Consider the following 15,170-nt stretch of genomic DNA (forward strand, 5'->3'; position numbering starts at 1 on the left):
AACGCATTCGCGAAGGGCGGTCAGCGCCTGAACGACAATAGTTTCGTCAGCACCGATCCAGTGCCCTCGGGAACCGGCAAATCTCGCTGGGATTCGAAAATCTTCGCGATCTCTGACAGCATTACCGCAGATGCGGGTTCGACCTTCGTTTTGCGAACATGGATGGACAGATGCTCGCCTGTCGCGAGCAGTTCCCCGCCGACATTATACAGCCTGTGCCAAATATGCAGGCGTTTTTCATCATAGCCCAACAGTTGGGTTTCGGTCCAAAGTTCGGTTCCCACCTTAGACTCGGCGCGATGTCGAATGTGAGTCTCCAGAGTAAAGAACGCGCCCGCCTCGGCGTTGGCGAAGTCAACCCCGATACGTTCATAAAGAGCGTCCGACGCTTCCCCGAAAACCTGCAGGTATCGATGCTCCGTCATGTGGCCATTGTAATCAAGCCATTCGGGCAGAACGACACCGCGCCAAAGCCTTAACGGCTGGTTTGTCTCGTGATCGACGGTCGCCGTCATGAAAGTGCCTCGAGGATGTCCACGGTTACCTGATCTACGGCACCCATTCCGTTGATGGGAATCAGCCGATTCTGATTATGGTAGAAGTTAGAGAGAACAACCGTGTTTTCCCGGTAAGAGGCCATTCTTTTCCGGATCGTTTCGGGCGTGTCGTCCGAGCGTGGCGACTGTCCGTTGTTCAGGGCGTCCTGGGCGCGTTGCTCAACGCGCTTCACAAGGAGTTCCTCGTCGACAAGCAACTCAATCACCGCCGTCAGACAAAGCCGGCGTGATAAGAGGAGTTTGTCCAGCGATACGGCCTGCGCAACGGTTCTTGGAAATCCGTCCAGTATGAAGCCATCAACGGCGTCCGATTGCTGTAGGCGTTCCGCAACGCACCCGACCACGATATCGTCGCCAACCAGCCCCCCGGCATCCATAACGCTCTTAGCCGCGATGCCAACTGGGCTTTCGGCTTTGACGGCAGCCCTTAGCATGTCCCCGGTCGAGAGCTGTGGCACATTGAAGCGTTCAGAGAGACGTTGTCCCTGGGTTCCCTTGCCGGCTCCCGGTGGACCAAGCATTACTAAGCGCATGTCATTTCTCCCCTGGCCAATGTTACTGCACGTTACCGCGTGCGCAGTTGGTATTCATCGGTCACGACCTTCGATCTGGCACCAGAGCATGACCAAAGGTTCGCGCGTACAGCGGATAGCGCATTGCCTCCCCGCGGCATTAAAGAGGACGTCGCCAGGGCCTGCGCTGACCCAACGATCGTTGCCAAAACGATATTCCCCAAATGACAAGGGTATAAAGACCCTGGAATGGAACTGATCGTGGTCTGGAAAACGCGTATACGACCCAAGCACCGTCATCCCGATACGAACATCCGTCCGATGTTCCACCGCGCCGGGACCAACAAGCAACGCGTGCCTATGGTTCTGCTCAAAGTTTATACTTGCGAACGCCCCCCCTCTTCCCGTGTACCATTCCAAACGACCAAAGACCGATTGAAGCCCCTCGGAGAACCTCTTGTAACCTTCCGAGTGCAGGGCGACGTTCGAGAGAACTTCCCTCGCCGCGTCGAGCAAGCATCCATCTGCTGTGGGGAGCGGGTCGACTCTAACGCGGCCCGGTCTCTCAAGCAGATGGATTATCTTTCCGATGTTAAACTTCGCCATCAACGGGGCTGAATCCGCTAGGAAAAGGTCGCCCATCGCGAGGACGACCTTTTGGAGGTCTGCTGGACGTCCGGCTGCTCGCTTGATGACTCCGGTACTTTCGAGCTTACCGGCGTCTTCGAGCAGAAGGTCCTCGCTCCGCTTCAATGCTGCATTGGAAGCTGCCAACAGAGCCTCCCAATCCTAAAGTGCGCGCTCGAGTTCCGGGAGGATATCGAACAGATCTCCGACGAGACCGTAGTCGGCAACCTGGAAGATCGGAGCCTCCTCATCCTTGTTGATTGCCACGATGACCTTCGAGTCCTTCATGCCGGCCAAGTGCTGGATCGCCCCAGAAATGCCAACGGCAATATAGAGCTGAGGAGCGACAACCTTGCCGGTCTGCCCCACCTGCCAGTCGTTAGGGGCGTAACCGGCGTCGACGGCCGCCCGCGAAGCACCAACGGCCGCACCGAGCTTGTCGGCCACGGGCAAGATGACGGCGTTGAATTTCTCAGCGGAACCAAGTGCACGGCCGCCGGCGATCACGATCTTGGCAGAATTCAGATCAGGGCGATCTGAGGCCGCGATCGACGTCGACACGACAGCGGAAAGACTGGAAGAAAAAGCTGCCGTCGAGATGGCCTCGACGGCAGCAGAGGGGCCCTGGGAGGCCGGGGAAAACGACGCAGTGCGAACGGTAATTACCTTCTTTGCATCGGTAGCTTGCACTGTCTGGATGGCGTTTCCGGCGTAGATCGGCCGCTTGAAAGTATCTGCCGAGACCACCTCGACTATCTCCGAGACCTGTGCGACGTCGAGTAAAGCCGCCACGCGCGGGAGCACGTTCTTGCCGTTCGACGTCGCGGCCGAGATAATTGTTTCGTAGTTGGCTGCGAGGGAAATGACCAGGTCGGCGAGAGGCTCAGCAAGGCTGTTCTCCAGATCGTCGCTCTCGGCGAGCAAGACCTTGGTTACGCCGGAAAGCTTAGCGGCCTCGTCGGCAACGGATCTTGCGGCCCTGCCAGCGACGAGCACATGCACGTCGCCGCCGATCATCGTGGCCGCCGTCAGCGCCTTGGAGGTCTGGTCGGAAAGGGTTGAATTGTCGTGGTCAGCCAGAAGAAGAATGGCCATTGTTTAATTCCTTCTCGAACCTAGAGAACGCTCGCTTCGGTCTTGAGCTTTTCGACGAGCTCGGTGACCGACTTGACCTTGATGCCTGCCTTGCGGCCCGACGGCTCCTCGGTCTTCAGTACCTTTAGACGGGCAGCGGTGTTGACGCCGAAGTCGGCCGGCGACTTCTTGTCGAGCGGCTTCTTCTTCGCCTTCATGATGTTTGGCAGCGAGGCGTAGCGCGGCTCGTTCAGACGCAGGTCGGTGGTGACGACCGCTGGCAGCTTGATGTCGATCGTCTGCAGACCACCGTCGACTTCGCGCACTACGCGTGCCTTGCCGTTGGATAGCTCGAGGGCAGAGGCGAAGGTTGCCTGCGAGGAACCAAGCAGCGCGGCAAGCATTTGTCCAGTCTGGTTCGAATCGTCGTCGATAGCCTGTTTGCCCACGAGAATGAGGCCCGGCTGCTCAGAATCGACGATTGCCTTGAGTATTTTGGCAACGGCGAGCGGTTCGACGTGGTCTTCGGTCTCTACCAGGATAGCGCGGTCGGCTCCCATGGCGAGGGCTGTGCGCAATGTCTCTTCGGCCTTGGCTGGGCCGATCGAGACAACAATCACCTCGCTGGCTTCCCCGCCTTCCTTGAGCCGCAGGGCCTCCTCGACCGAGATTTCGTCGAACGGGTTCATCGACATTTTCACGTTGGCCAGTTCGACCCCCGAGCCGTCAGCCTTCACGCGGATTTTAACGTTGTAATCAACCACCCGTTTGACGGGAACGAGAATCTTCATGCTTGTCTCCATCCGGACTGTTCGGATTTGGCCAACCCCGGCACTCGGCACGTCGTTGGGCAGTCATATACGCATTAGTACAAACACATTCCTATTAGTACAATATTCCTTCCTGCACAATCTTGTTTTTTTTCTGCAATGTTCGTGCGCTATGAATTCGAACAATCACTGATCCCGCACCCGCCCCTCCTCGCGATTGGAACCCGTCGTCGTGACGGTTTATACTGGGCGCCGTTTCTCGAGAAATGCTGAGTCAACTCGATGCCTGCAAGGACGTGTTCAATCGAGTGAGTTCCAGTGTCCCTCCTTGATGAGCCCTTGTTCGATCGGGAGTTCGGAATGGAAGCTGGCCCTAAGGGGTGCCCTTTATCGCGGAGGGACGGCCATCTCCGTTCCTCCTCTGCTATCGCGCCAGAAAGCGCAGGATAGCCTTCGCCACTTTTTCCGGGTGCTCCCAGTTCGGGTTGTGACCGGCCCCCTCGATGGTGAGGATCTCCGCGTCAGGATGGACGGCCCGAAGAGCTTCCTGGGATCCAAGATCGAAGAGAGGATCCAAGTCGCCCCAAATGATCATGACCTTGGCTTTGATAAGGGACTGGATAGGTGCAAGATCAGTCGTGCTCAGCGCCCGAAGCACACCTCGCCAGGTCCTTTCATCCGTTCGAGCTGCTTCTTGGATCGAGTAGTGCAGGAAAGTCGGATCTATAGGGGTAGGATTCCAGAACCACTCGCTCATCAATGCGCCATCGGGATCGAGTGGATAACTCAGGTCCATCACCGTATCCCAGAGAAACTCTCCGGGACCGGCATTTACCTTCAGCGTCGAATTCACAAGAACGATACTGTTGACCTTGTCTGGGTAGAATGCCGCGAGGACCTGGGCGGTTATGGATCCGAGCGAGTGTCCGGCTACGTCTATTTTACCCAAACCGAGCTTATCAATGAACAGCGCGACATCGTTGGCCAGTTCGTCGACACTATAGGTATCAGTGACGGAGCTCTGTCCGTGTCCTCTGAGATCGATCGCAATCAGGCGACGCCCCCGCAGGTAAGGCCCGTTAAGAGACCAAGCTCTGCTGTTGTCGGTATAGCCGTGGATCAACAAAAGCGGCGCGCCGGAAGGATCACCGAAATCGGTGTATGCCATAGACATGCCGTTCGGCAGTTCCACTCTCTTCTTGCTGTTCGCCCACGCCTCTTGGGACGGCACCCAGAAATCGAGACTTGCGCTGGAGACGGTTGCATCCATCTGTATCCTCCTCCTCTTATGATTGGATCTCGGCTCGTCTTGGGTGCTGCAGACCATGCGTGGATGATGTGGAGGATCCTCAAAGGGAATGTCCGCGCACCGTTCAACAGGGTCTAAATCAGCACCGCGGCTGCTTGCTGCGAGACACTTTTTCACAACAAGGGCGATAGGCTCCCCGCTATGACCCGCTGATGCATTCCAAGTTGTTTCACAGGCAACGTTGGTAGCAAGGAAACAAAAGGGCCGCATCGATCGAATGCGGCCCATGGTAGGTGTCAACCGTGACCGACGACGGCCTTGATCTCGAGAAACTCGGTGAAGCCGTACTCCCCGCACTCGCGTCCGTTGCCCGACTCCCGGTAACCGCCGAATGGCGCCTTGGGATCCCAGTCCGGCGAATTGACGAACACAGAGCCTGCACGGAGCTCACGTGAGAGCTTTCGGATCGTGTCCATGTTCTTTCCCGTGATATGGGCCGCAAGGCCATATACGGTGTCGTTAGCGATCCGGACGGCATCATCAAGATCTTCGTAGGCCGTGATGCTCAGTACCGGACCGAAAATTTCCTCACGGTAGATCGTCATACCCGGCTTCACATCGGAAAAGACCGTTGGCTTGACGTAGTAGCCGGCCTCGATCCCCTCAGGCCGTCCCGTTCCGCCGGCCACAAGGCGTGCTCCCTCATCGATGCCCGTTTGGATAAGTTCCTGCACGCGCGCGAACTGGTTCGCATTCATCACCGGACCAAGCGTAGTCTTAGGGTCGGCAGGCGAACCCAACACGTTCGCGTTTGCGGCGGCAGCGGCAAGCTTTGTTGCTTCCTCCAATCGAGTGCGGGGAACCAGCAAGCGGGTACCGGCATCGCAGGCCTGCCCGTTAATAAAGAAGCAATTCGCTACCGCACTTTCGATGGCCGTGTCGAAGTCGGCGTCGTCCAGGATGATGTTCGCAGATTTTCCACCAAGCTCGCTTACGACGCGTTTGATGGTGTCGGCCGCGGACTTGCTGATCTGGATCCCAGCGCGGGTCGAGCCCGTGAACGAAACCATGTCGATATCAGGGTGCTGCGAAATCGCTTCGCCGACCACTCGTCCCTCGCCGTTGACAAGATTGAACACGCCTGCGGGGACGCCGGCCTCATCCATGATTTCCGCGAGGATGATCGCGTCGAGGGGAGTTAGCTGGCTCGGCTTGAGCACCATGGTGCAACCCGTTGCGAGCGCCGGGAGGATCTTCGTAAAGATCTGACCGATCGGCCAATTCCACGGGGTGATCAAGCCGACCACGCCAATCGGCTCCTTGTACACGGTCGTTGTGCCGAGCTTCTCGGCAAACTGAAAGTTCTTGAGTATTTCGATTGTCGCGGCGGTATGAACTTTGCACCAGTCCAAAAGCCCCGTAGTGCTCAATGAAATGGGCATGCCCATTTCTTGCGTAACCGTCTCGGCGATCTCGCGCTCGCGTCTGAGGAAGATTGCTTCAATCTTCTGGAGAAGATGGATGCGTTCCTCGACGGAAGACTTCGAAAAAGCGGGGAATGCTCGGCGAGCGGCCTTCACGGCTTTGTCGACATCCTCCGCGCTTCCCATGGCAATAGTGGCGAAGACTTCTTCGGTAGCCGGATTGATAAGATGCGCTGTCGCGTTGGAGGCGGGTTCGACCCACTTTCCGTCGATGTAGAACTTAGTCGCGTGTTCCATGATTCTCCCTCTTTCTTCGCATCTGCCGGGCCGTGGTCATCAACAAATCCGGCTTCCAAAGGCGCCGTTGCGAACACATACTGATTGGTATCAATATATCCTAGTTGGTAGAATGTCTACATCCGAGACAACGATTTAAGTTTGCCATTTGCCGCTGACCCAGTTCCGAAAGTCACCAGTGGCTACTCATCGAACTTCGGAAGCTCGAAAGCGGTCACTTTCGGGGGCGACTCGAGATAGGATTCGACCTCGACGAGGCATGACTGAGCAACCGTCGCCTGGGAGAGTTTCGACGCACCCACGTCAATTGTGAGGACGTTCGGATTGCCGTGTTTCTCAAGACTGTTTGTCGCCGTCCAATCCTGTGGATCGAACCACGCCCCCGTCGCGATGATGGCGACGCCCGGAACGACATCTTCGGTAATCTTCGCTGCCGCGAGGCAGGCACCGCGTTCGTTGAACACGCGAACGATATCGCCCTCCCGGATCCCGCGAGCTTCGGCGTCGGCAAGATTCAGCAGGATAGGCTCCCTGCTGTCGACCTTACCCGCACGGCTGTGGGGAGAGTGGTCCAGTTGGCTATGGAGGCGTAGCCGAGGCTCCTGGCTGAGCAGGTGCAACGGAAACCTTGTCGCTTTCGGTGAACCCAGCCACTCAACGGGCTCCATCCAAGTCGCCTGTCCTGGACAATCGTCGTACCCGAAGCCGGCAATCTTCTCAGAATAGAGCTCGATGCGCCGGGATGGGGTCTTAAGCGGGTGTGCCTCGGGATCCGTCCTGAATCCCTCGAGCATGACGGTGGGCTTGTTGGATGGCGGAAACTCGATACGTCCGAGTTCCCAGAACGTACCGAAGTCAGGCAGCGGGACCTGGGCTGCAACTCTTTGCCGGAAGTCCTCGTACATGTGCTCCAGCCAATTTTCCGCGGTTCGTCCTTCCGAGAACTCACGGCCCATGCCCATCTTGTCGGCGATGCCACAGAAGATCTCGAAGTCGCTTTTAGCGAGCCCGACCGGGTCCGTCACTTTACGCATCGCGACTAGATGTCCCTCTCGTGAGGCGAATCCGATGTCGTTGCGCTCCAAGGAGGTGCTGGTAGGCAATACGATGTCTGCCGCTTTAGCGGTGCTTGTCCAATACTGCTCCTGGATGATTATCGTCTCGGGGCGTTGCCAGGCGGAAATGAAACGATTGAGATCCTGGTGATGATGGAAGGGGTTCCCGCCCGCCCAATAGATAAGCCTGATGTCAGGGTATGTGTAGGTGCCTCCATCGTACTCGAATTGCGCGCCGGGGTTCAACAGCATGTCCGCAATCCGCGCGACTGGTATGAACTCGTCGACGAGGTTCTTTCCCTGGGAAAGTCTTGGTCCTGAAACCCTCAACTCGCTGGAGCCGACCGAGTTCAGGGTACCATATCCGATGCCGAATCCGCCTCCCGGCGTCCCTATCTGCCCGAGGTGCGACGCCAGGGTGACCAATGCCCAATAGGATTGCTCTCCGTGGCTCTGGCGTTGGAGCGACCAGGAGGCGTTGATCATCGTTTTCGACCTGGCCATCTCGCGCGCCAGTTCGACAATTCTCGGTGCCGGCACCCCGGTGATCATCGATGCCCAGTCCGGTGTCTTGGGGACCCCATCGTTTTCGCCGAAGACATATGCCCTCACCTCGTCGCCACCCGTGCAATAGCGCGTCAGGAAGCCGGTATCGTGCAGGCCTTCGGATAGGAGGACATGCATCAATCCGAGCATCAAAGCTACGTCAGTGTTCGGGCGGACCTGAATCCACTCCGAGGAACCGTCGATGTCTTGGCGAAGCGGCGATATGTTCACGAAGCGCACGCCGCTCGACCTCATGAGATCGAGCGATTCGCGGACGCGATGACGGCTGGGACCTCCGGCGGTCATCTGCGTGTTGCGCAGGGGAATACCGCCAAACGCCACGAACAGTTGCGTGTGGCCGGCGAGCGTATTCCAATCGGTGTGCTGCTCGAGCAATTGCTCCATTGGTGCAACCACGTGCGGCATGATCACCGAGCCGGCGCCGAAACTATAGGAGTCGCGACCACGGACATAACCGCCGATCGTATTGAGGAAACGGTGGATCTGGCTTTGTGCGTGGTGGAACCGACCGGCGCTGCCCCAGCCATAGGATCCGCCGAAGATCCCCCGGTTTCCATTTTCGCGTTTCACCCGGGAGAGCTCACCCGCCACAAGTTCAAACGCCTCGTCCCAAGGGACCTCGACGAATCTGTCGCTTCCGCGTCGCTCGCGGTGTGCGCCCGCCCCTTCCCGGAGCCAGCTTTCCCGGAACGCCGGTCGGCGAACGCGGAGCGATTGAACCTCTTCCGACAGCAAGTCGAGCCCGATCGGGCTTGGATTGCCGTCGCCTTCCCAAGGCTGGAGACTAGCGTTGCCCGCGGCGTCCCGCGCAACCCGATGCAAGCCCCAGTGGCCGAGCGCGAACTCGGACGCAGATGCGTCCGAGGAATGTTTGTCGTGAGCCATAACCTGTCTCGTACCTATGCGGCTTGGGGCGCTGCTACCTGCCGCAGCCTTACACGCGTGCGCAGCTTGTCTACGATGATCGCGAGGACCAAGAGGCCTCCAAGCAGGATATCCTGCACGTAGCTTTGGACCCTGATAAGATCCATGCCGTTGCTCAGGAGGACGATGAAAAGCGCGCCCATAACCGCGCCGGACACCCGCCCTTCGCCGCCGGAGAGCGCTATGCCCCCAATCACGCATGCAATGATCGACTGCATCGGAAACTCGACTCCGACGTTCGCTTCCCCGGTCGACATTCTCGCGGTCAACAGGAGCCCCACAAGACCAGCGAGCACGCTGCCGGAAATGCACATGCACAACAGCGTGCGCCTGACGTTCACGCCAGATTGGAAGGCGGCGCGCTCATTGCCCCCAACCGCAAAGGCATGCCTGCCTATCTTGGTCCAATTCAGCAACACGTAGGCCGCGCCCACGACAATCCCGAAGACGATCGCAGGAAATGGAACGCCGAATACTGCGTATTCGCCGAAGTACCTCGAGAACTCGGGGGGAAGACCGTAAACGGGCACCCCTCCCGTAACCAACAACGCGACGCCGACCGCTGCGGAAGCCATGCCCAGGGTCACCATGAACGAGGATACTTTCACTACAGCGATCAGCACCCCGTTGACGATGCCAATGAAGAGAGAGACCCCAAGCGCCGCCAAACATCCAAGCGCGATCGAAGTCGCCGGATCGCCGCCAGCCGTAGCGGCCATCACCAAGGCACAACCGATCGATGAAAGCGCCACCGTTGCGCCGTTCGAAAGATCGTAATTGGCGGTTACCAGATAGAGCATCTGTGCGACGACGATGATCCCCAGATAGCTGACCTGCCGCGTGACGTTCATCACGTTGGCGTAAGACAGGAATCGCGGCTCAATGATCGCGAACGTCAAGATGAGAGCTACCAGAAGAAGCGGAAGGATGCCGTAGTTGATGAACTGCCGACGGAAGAATGTGGAGAAATCACTGCCGGCTTGCTGAGAATGACTGGTTGCGTGATGGATTGGCTGGCCGTGCGGAAGCGCTACGACCTTTGCGGTGTGTTCTGTCATATTACGGCCCTCGTCGGCTCGTGGAAAAAGAAGGGAAGCAGCGTCTTCTCGCTGAGTTCTTCGCCGGAGAACTCACCGACGATTTGACCATGTGCGACGACATACGCCCTGTGTGAGAGGTTGACGATTTCCGGCAGGTCCGAGGAGATGACGAGCACTGCGGCTCCGCTCTCGGCCAGCTTCATGATCGCGTCGTAGATTTCCGCGCGTGCACCGACGTCGACTCCTGCGGTCGGTTCGTCAAACACGTGAACCGCATACGACCGGGTGAACCCGCGCCCCAACACGATCTTCTGCTGATTGCCGCCGGAAAATGTCGTCGGCAGCGCGTCCGGGTTGGCCGGCCTCAAATGAAGCTTGGCAAGGATGTCACTCGCCGCTTTCTTCTCGCTTGCGCGATTGAGGAAACCCCAATTCTGCCATTCGTCCAGCGATGAGAGTGTCACGTTCTCTCGTGCGGATCTCACACCTATGAGACCATCCCTCTTGCGGTCGCCCGGATAGTAAATGATACCGCGCTTGAGCCGTTTTTCAGGCGACGCCGGGCCGACGTCGCTGCCGTCGATCAAAATCTCGCCGGATTGTGTCTTGGAAAGACCGAAGCACAGTTTTCCGACTTCGCCCTTTCCGGACCCGACAAGACCCGTCAGGCCAACGATCTCGCCCCGCTTTACGTGAAATGTGATGTCTTCGATGGAACCTCCCGAGACTCCCCGAAACTCCAGCCCACCATCTCTGGGCCTGTGAGGAACTTCGGGGAAAATCGCATCCACGCGTCGTCCCGTCATGAGTTCGACAAGTTCTCGGTCGCTCACGTCGGCGACGCGGGTAGTGCGGACCAGCGCGCCGTCCCGAAGTATCGAAACCTCGTCGCCGATCCTTCTGATTTCACCCATCCGGTGAGTGATGTAGATCATCGCGATTCCGTCTGCACGGAGCCGTTCAAGGATCGCGAAGAGACGCTCCGTCTCCTCTTCCGTCAGTGTCGCCGTAGGTTCATCCAAGATCAGCAGGCGCGCCGAGCCCTGAAGGGCACGCGCGATTTCCACGACCTGCTGGTCCGCGCGGCTCAAATCGCTGGCCAGCGCCGAGACCGAGATTCTGGAGCCGATTCGCTCGAGTGCTTCGACAGCGATCGCGGTTTGACGTCGCCGCTGAAGAAACCCTCGTTTCAGCGGCTCTCTCCCCAATGTCAGGTTTTCGCAAACCGTAAGCTGGGGAATGAGGGCCGGGTCCTGGAAGACTGTGGATACCCCGAGTTCGCGTGCTTCACGCGGGCTCGAAATCGTTGTTGCTTCGCCTCCAATGAGGATCTGTCCCTTGTCCGGCTGGTGCACGCCCGAAAGAAGGCCGATCAAAGTGGACTTTCCCGCGCCGTTTTCGCCAAACAGGACGTGGACCGATCCTGGTTTGAAGTCGATGCTCACATCTCTGAGGGCGGGGGAAGCCTGGAAGCTTTTCCAGACCCCCCGCGTTGCTGCTACTGGCAGAGTCAAAGCGGATCACCTCCCTCAGTTTACACTGAAGACCGGGCGGAAGCCCTCGGGCGGAAGGTTGAGTTCTTTGGACATCGTGTCGACGTTGTTGAACTTCTCGCCTGCCGCCGGGCCGCAGATCACGTTTGCCGTCATGCTGACGTACTTGCCGCCGTTGAAAGGTTTGCCTTCCAGCGCGCGGACAGCCATGTCGATGGCGATGCGGGACAAGATCATTTCGTTGCCGGCACTGGCGCAGGTAGCCTTGCCTGCCCTGAGCTGCTCGTAAAGACCGGGGGTCATGTAATAGGACGCGGTTTTGACCTTATCCGAAAGGCCGTTTTGCGCGAGCGGGCTCACGGCGGCTTCAGCCGTAACCGCGCTTCCAAGGATGTAGTTCATTTCGGGATAGGCATTGATTGCGTTCTCGACGAGCGCGAGCTGCGCGTCCTTGCCGGTATCGCCGTAAAGCTTCGTCAAGACCTCGATCTTTTCCCCGGCTTCGTCCGAGAAGCAGGTCATAAGTTTCTCAAGCAAAGCTTGGCCGGATGGGCCTGGCAACCAGACAGCCTTGACCGGCTCGCCTGCTTCTTTGAGGTATTTGCCCAGGAATTTGCCGATCGTGCAGTGGTCGAACAACGCACGGCCGGTGACCGCCGGAGTGGCGAGGCTGTTGACCAGGTCGATGACGACGGTGCCGTCGTTCTTGATGCGCTCGACAATCGGTGAAAGCGCCTCGCTGCTCACGGCGCTTACGATTACCGCATCCGCGCCCGCAGCCACGCAGTTGTTCAATTGATTGATCTGCTTCGAGATTTCCGTGTAGCCGCCCGCTTCGTAAATCTGAAGCGAGACCCCAGTTCGTTTGGCTTCGGCGACGAACCCGGCATCCTGACCCACCCAGTACGGATCCTTGAGATGCGGGATTACCGCGCAAACGTTCCACTTTCCTTTAATCTCATTAGCCGGAAGCGGAGTGTAGACCGACGGAGTACGAGATCCATCGCAGCCAGGCGTTTCGCAATCCACGACGACCACCGGCACAGCCCAGTCGTCGGCAGTAACTGCCTGTTTCAACGCTTCGGCGCTGTTTTTGGCAGGGTCCGAAAAAATGCCGTTCGCCTCGTCTACGATCGGCGTTGGGGCAGGCTGCTCCGCGAAGGCCGCGGAGCCGACCGCCAGAGCCGTCGCGCAACAAAACGACGCGATTAGTTTGGATAGGTTCATTTGTAGTTCCCCTGTTTTTCAACTCGCTAGATGTTTGTCCGCGATCCGACGCGCCGCTTCGATCTTCAAAGCGACCGAAGCCACGTTTGAAGTCGTTAACGCCCCTACGGGCCGCGGTTTTCCGAGATACTCCTCCGGTCGGTATTTATACCGCCAAGTACGTAGAGTGACATGGACGATTGTCTCAGTCAATTGCCCATGTCCTTTTTACGTCAAATTTGTTACCTTGCTTCGATGCGGTCGATGCCGATACCTTTCGGCCAACCGCCCGGTACGAACAGGGGAATGTTCAGTGCGAATTCCATCAGCGCTTCGGCGCGAACAACTCGTCGACGCCACGATCCAGGTTATGCGCGAGAACGGTATGCAATCGGTCACCATGCGTGAGGTGGCCAAACGCGCAAATGCGTCACTCGCGGCGGTTCACTACTGCTTCAAGGACAAAGACGACCTAGTCCACGCCGCTGTTGAACGGTGGCTGAAGGAGATGGTGCCTGATTCCATGCGTTTCCAGACGGGCGGCGGAATGCGAGCAACCGTTCGGAGCATGCTGCAGGCCTGGTGGGATGCGATCGAGGAAGTACCGCAAAATGCCCAAGCTCAGTTCGAGCTGTTTCTCTGGGCCGTGCGCAACAGCGACCGCATCCGGAGCGTAATGTACCCGCTCTACTTGACCGAAATTGTTTCCGTCTTGAAGCAGGCGCAGGACGCTTCGGGCGAGTCCTGCGATTGGGACCTCATGACGATCGCCCAATCATTGCTCGTTATCGTCGACGGTTGCAGCTTCCAGTATTTTTCCGATCCTGAGTCGAAGAGTGCCAAGGAGCTGAGCTTCGAGATGGCGGAAGCCGTGTTCAGCCGGGCGAAGGTCTCGCAGATAAAGCGGGCCAGCTAGTAGATTAGGTTGTCGGGCGGAGCGGCCGAGAGCTGTCGAACGACTTTCCCTGGGTTCATGTGGCCTTCCGGGTCCAACGCGTGCTTCAGCTTTTTCATCACCGCGATCTTGCCGGGGTCCCCGTATTTCTCGAGCAAATCGAGCTTCACCCGCCCGATGCCATATTCCGCGCTGAAAGAGCCGCCCATGTCGGCAGCCAAGCTGTAGATCAGCGGCGAGACAATAGTCTCAAACGAAGACTTGAATTCAGACGGAACGGCCTCTGCCGGAGGAACGACGTTGAAGTGCACATTTCCATCACCGACATGCCCGTAGATCGAGAGAATGGCGCTGGGGCGATGCGATCTTACGATCTGCGAGGCTTGCTCAATGAACGAAGCGAGTCTCGAAGTCCGAACCGAAACGTCGTGTTTAACCGAGCCCCCATTCAGCACTTCGGCCTCCGGGATGTTCTCCCGCAGATGCCAGAAGTGACTCCTGTGTTCCTCATTAGCCGCGATCGCACCGTCGATGACCAGACCATCGGTCATCGCTTCCTCCAGAAGCGCCTCAACGGCCCCTTGAATATCGAGCAGATGTGAAGAGGTTGCCGCTTCAAGCAAGACATAATGTTCGCTTGCCTGCTCCAGCGGATGCCTGAGAGCGGGGCGCTTCCGCAACAGAAGTTCGAGAGAACTATTCGAGACGTATTCGAACGAAGTCACCGCGTCTCCGGTGAACCTCTGGGCGCGATCGAGGAGGGTCGAAAGCTCAGAGATATCGCTTATCGCCAAAAAGGCTGTCACCGTGGCCCTGGGTTTTCTGGCCAGCTTCAACGACGCGCCCGTGATGATGCCCAGGGTGCCCTCTGCTCCTATGAACAACTGCTTCGTATCGTACCCGGAGTTGTTCTTCCTTAGCGGATTAAGGTCGATCAGGAGCGAGCCGTCGGGAAGGACCACTTCCAACCCGAGGACCAAGTCCCTCGCCATGCCGTGCTTCACGACCGCTATTCCGCCCGCGTTGGTAGATAGGTTTCCACCGATCTGGCAGGACTGTTGCGATCCGAGGCTCAGCGGAAGCATCAAATCGCAGTCTGAGGCGGCGTCGTGCAGGTCGCTCAGGATGCATCCTGCATCAACGATCATAGACAAGTTGCCGACGTCTATCTCCCGAACCTTGTTCAAGCGCTCGAGGCTAACAACGACTTCACCTCCACCTCGATCTGGAGTCGCCGCCGTGCAGTAGCTGGTGTTTCCTCCTTGAGGGACGATCGGTACGCCGTGGGCGGTGAGTGTCCGAACGACTTGCTGCACTTCCGCGACAGAACGCGGCCTGAGCACCGCCACAGCACGACCGGCGTAAAGATGACGAAAGTCGGTCGTGTACTTGCTCACGATATCCTGATCGCGGACGACGACCTCAGGGGGCAGACTTGAGAGGGCGTTCTCAACAGCATTCATCAAATGTATCTCGTGTC

At 58.1% G+C, this 15,170-nt stretch carries 13 protein-coding genes; 1 reads left to right on the forward strand and 12 read right to left on the reverse strand.

Going from position 1 to position 15,170, the window contains the following annotated elements:
- Nucleotides 1–20 precede the first annotated feature (20 nt).
- The 11 genes from AC244_RS27190 to torT form a co-directional block, all read right to left on the reverse strand.
- Nucleotides 21–515 carry a thioesterase family protein gene (locus AC244_RS27190; RefSeq protein WP_053251946.1) on the reverse strand — a complete coding sequence of 165 codons (495 nt, stop codon included), beginning with the start codon at nucleotides 513–515 and terminating at the stop codon, nucleotides 21–23.
- Nucleotides 512–1,090 carry an adenylate kinase gene (locus tag AC244_RS27195; RefSeq protein WP_053251947.1) on the reverse strand — a complete coding sequence of 193 codons (579 nt, stop codon included), beginning with the start codon at nucleotides 1,088–1,090 and terminating at the stop codon, nucleotides 512–514. The genes AC244_RS27190 and AC244_RS27195 overlap by 4 nt, the downstream gene beginning before the upstream one ends.
- A gap of 54 nt (nucleotides 1,091–1,144) precedes the next feature.
- Nucleotides 1,145–1,843, reverse strand: a complete 699-nt coding sequence (locus AC244_RS27200) for a dimethylsulfonioproprionate lyase family protein (RefSeq protein ID WP_152976120.1) — start codon at nucleotides 1,841–1,843, stop codon at nucleotides 1,145–1,147.
- A gap of 15 nt (nucleotides 1,844–1,858) precedes the next feature.
- On the reverse strand, nucleotides 1,859–2,791 hold the full coding sequence (locus tag AC244_RS27205; RefSeq protein ID WP_053251949.1) for an electron transfer flavoprotein subunit alpha/FixB family protein: 933 nt from the start codon (nucleotides 2,789–2,791) through the stop codon (nucleotides 1,859–1,861).
- Nucleotides 2,792–2,811: 20 nt separating this feature from the next.
- Nucleotides 2,812–3,561 (reverse strand): electron transfer flavoprotein subunit beta/FixA family protein, encoded by a 750-nt coding sequence (locus AC244_RS27210; protein WP_053251950.1) that lies wholly within the window; start codon nucleotides 3,559–3,561, stop codon nucleotides 2,812–2,814.
- Nucleotides 3,562–3,964: 403 nt separating this feature from the next.
- Nucleotides 3,965–4,810, reverse strand: a complete 846-nt coding sequence (locus AC244_RS27215) for an alpha/beta fold hydrolase (RefSeq protein ID WP_053251951.1) — start codon at nucleotides 4,808–4,810, stop codon at nucleotides 3,965–3,967.
- Between the two features lie 275 nt (nucleotides 4,811–5,085).
- Nucleotides 5,086–6,510 (reverse strand): aldehyde dehydrogenase family protein, encoded by a 1,425-nt coding sequence (locus AC244_RS27220; RefSeq protein ID WP_053251952.1) that lies wholly within the window; start codon nucleotides 6,508–6,510, stop codon nucleotides 5,086–5,088.
- Between the two features lie 182 nt (nucleotides 6,511–6,692).
- Nucleotides 6,693–9,017, reverse strand: coding sequence for a molybdopterin-dependent oxidoreductase (locus tag AC244_RS27225; RefSeq protein ID WP_053251953.1), 2,325 nt, complete (start codon nucleotides 9,015–9,017; stop codon nucleotides 6,693–6,695).
- Nucleotides 9,018–9,031: 14 nt separating this feature from the next.
- Nucleotides 9,032–10,114, reverse strand: a complete 1,083-nt coding sequence (locus AC244_RS27230) for an ABC transporter permease (protein ID WP_053251954.1) — start codon at nucleotides 10,112–10,114, stop codon at nucleotides 9,032–9,034.
- Nucleotides 10,111–11,541, reverse strand: coding sequence for a sugar ABC transporter ATP-binding protein (locus tag AC244_RS27235; RefSeq protein ID WP_053251955.1), 1,431 nt, complete (start codon nucleotides 11,539–11,541; stop codon nucleotides 10,111–10,113). The genes AC244_RS27230 and AC244_RS27235 overlap by 4 nt, the downstream gene beginning before the upstream one ends.
- 84 nt (nucleotides 11,542–11,625) lie before the next feature.
- Complete coding sequence (torT, locus tag AC244_RS27240; protein ID WP_053251956.1) at nucleotides 11,626–12,816, reverse strand: TMAO reductase system periplasmic protein TorT; 1,191 nt, start codon at nucleotides 12,814–12,816, stop codon at nucleotides 11,626–11,628.
- Between torT and AC244_RS38640 the strand changes: the two genes are divergently transcribed.
- The gene (locus tag AC244_RS38640; RefSeq protein ID WP_082367186.1) at nucleotides 12,701–13,711 is read left to right on the forward strand and encodes a TetR/AcrR family transcriptional regulator; all 1,011 of its coding nucleotides are present in this window, start codon (nucleotides 12,701–12,703) and stop codon (nucleotides 13,709–13,711) included. The genes torT and AC244_RS38640 overlap by 116 nt on opposite strands.
- Here the strand turns inward: AC244_RS38640 and AC244_RS27250 are convergent.
- Nucleotides 13,708–15,153, reverse strand: coding sequence for an FAD-binding oxidoreductase (locus AC244_RS27250; RefSeq protein ID WP_053251958.1), 1,446 nt, complete (start codon nucleotides 15,151–15,153; stop codon nucleotides 13,708–13,710). The two genes, AC244_RS38640 and AC244_RS27250, sit on opposite strands and share 4 nt — an antisense overlap.
- Between the last annotated feature and the right edge of the window lie 17 nt (nucleotides 15,154–15,170).

Origin of the sequence: Ensifer adhaerens (assembly GCF_001270265.1) — a bacterium.
GTDB classification, from domain to species: domain Bacteria; phylum Pseudomonadota; class Alphaproteobacteria; order Rhizobiales; family Rhizobiaceae; genus Ensifer; species Ensifer adhaerens_B.

Excerpts from the sequence above, each read along its gene's own strand:
- AC244_RS27190 (WP_053251946.1), bottom strand. The coding sequence starts at position 515 with ATGACGGCGACCGTCGATCACGAGACAAACCAGCCGTTAAGGCTTTGG.
- AC244_RS27195 (WP_053251947.1), bottom strand. The coding sequence starts at position 1,090 with ATGCGCTTAGTAATGCTTGGTCCACCGGGAGCCGGCAAGGGAACCCAG.
- AC244_RS27205 (WP_053251949.1), bottom strand. The coding sequence starts at position 2,791 with ATGGCCATTCTTCTTCTGGCTGACCACGACAATTCAACCCTTTCCGAC.
- AC244_RS27210 (WP_053251950.1), bottom strand. The coding sequence starts at position 3,561 with ATGAAGATTCTCGTTCCCGTCAAACGGGTGGTTGATTACAACGTTAAA.
- AC244_RS27215 (WP_053251951.1), bottom strand. The coding sequence starts at position 4,810 with ATGGATGCAACCGTCTCCAGCGCAAGTCTCGATTTCTGGGTGCCGTCC.
- AC244_RS27220 (WP_053251952.1), bottom strand. The coding sequence starts at position 6,510 with ATGGAACACGCGACTAAGTTCTACATCGACGGAAAGTGGGTCGAACCC.
- AC244_RS27225 (WP_053251953.1), bottom strand. The coding sequence starts at position 9,017 with ATGGCTCACGACAAACATTCCTCGGACGCATCTGCGTCCGAGTTCGCG.
- AC244_RS27230 (WP_053251954.1), bottom strand. The coding sequence starts at position 10,114 with ATGACAGAACACACCGCAAAGGTCGTAGCGCTTCCGCACGGCCAGCCA.
- AC244_RS38640 (WP_082367186.1), top strand. The coding sequence starts at position 12,701 with ATGCCGTTCGCCTCGTCTACGATCGGCGTTGGGGCAGGCTGCTCCGCG.
- torT (WP_053251956.1), bottom strand. The coding sequence starts at position 12,816 with ATGAACCTATCCAAACTAATCGCGTCGTTTTGTTGCGCGACGGCTCTG.
- AC244_RS27250 (WP_053251958.1), bottom strand. The coding sequence starts at position 15,153 with ATGAATGCTGTTGAGAACGCCCTCTCAAGTCTGCCCCCTGAGGTCGTC.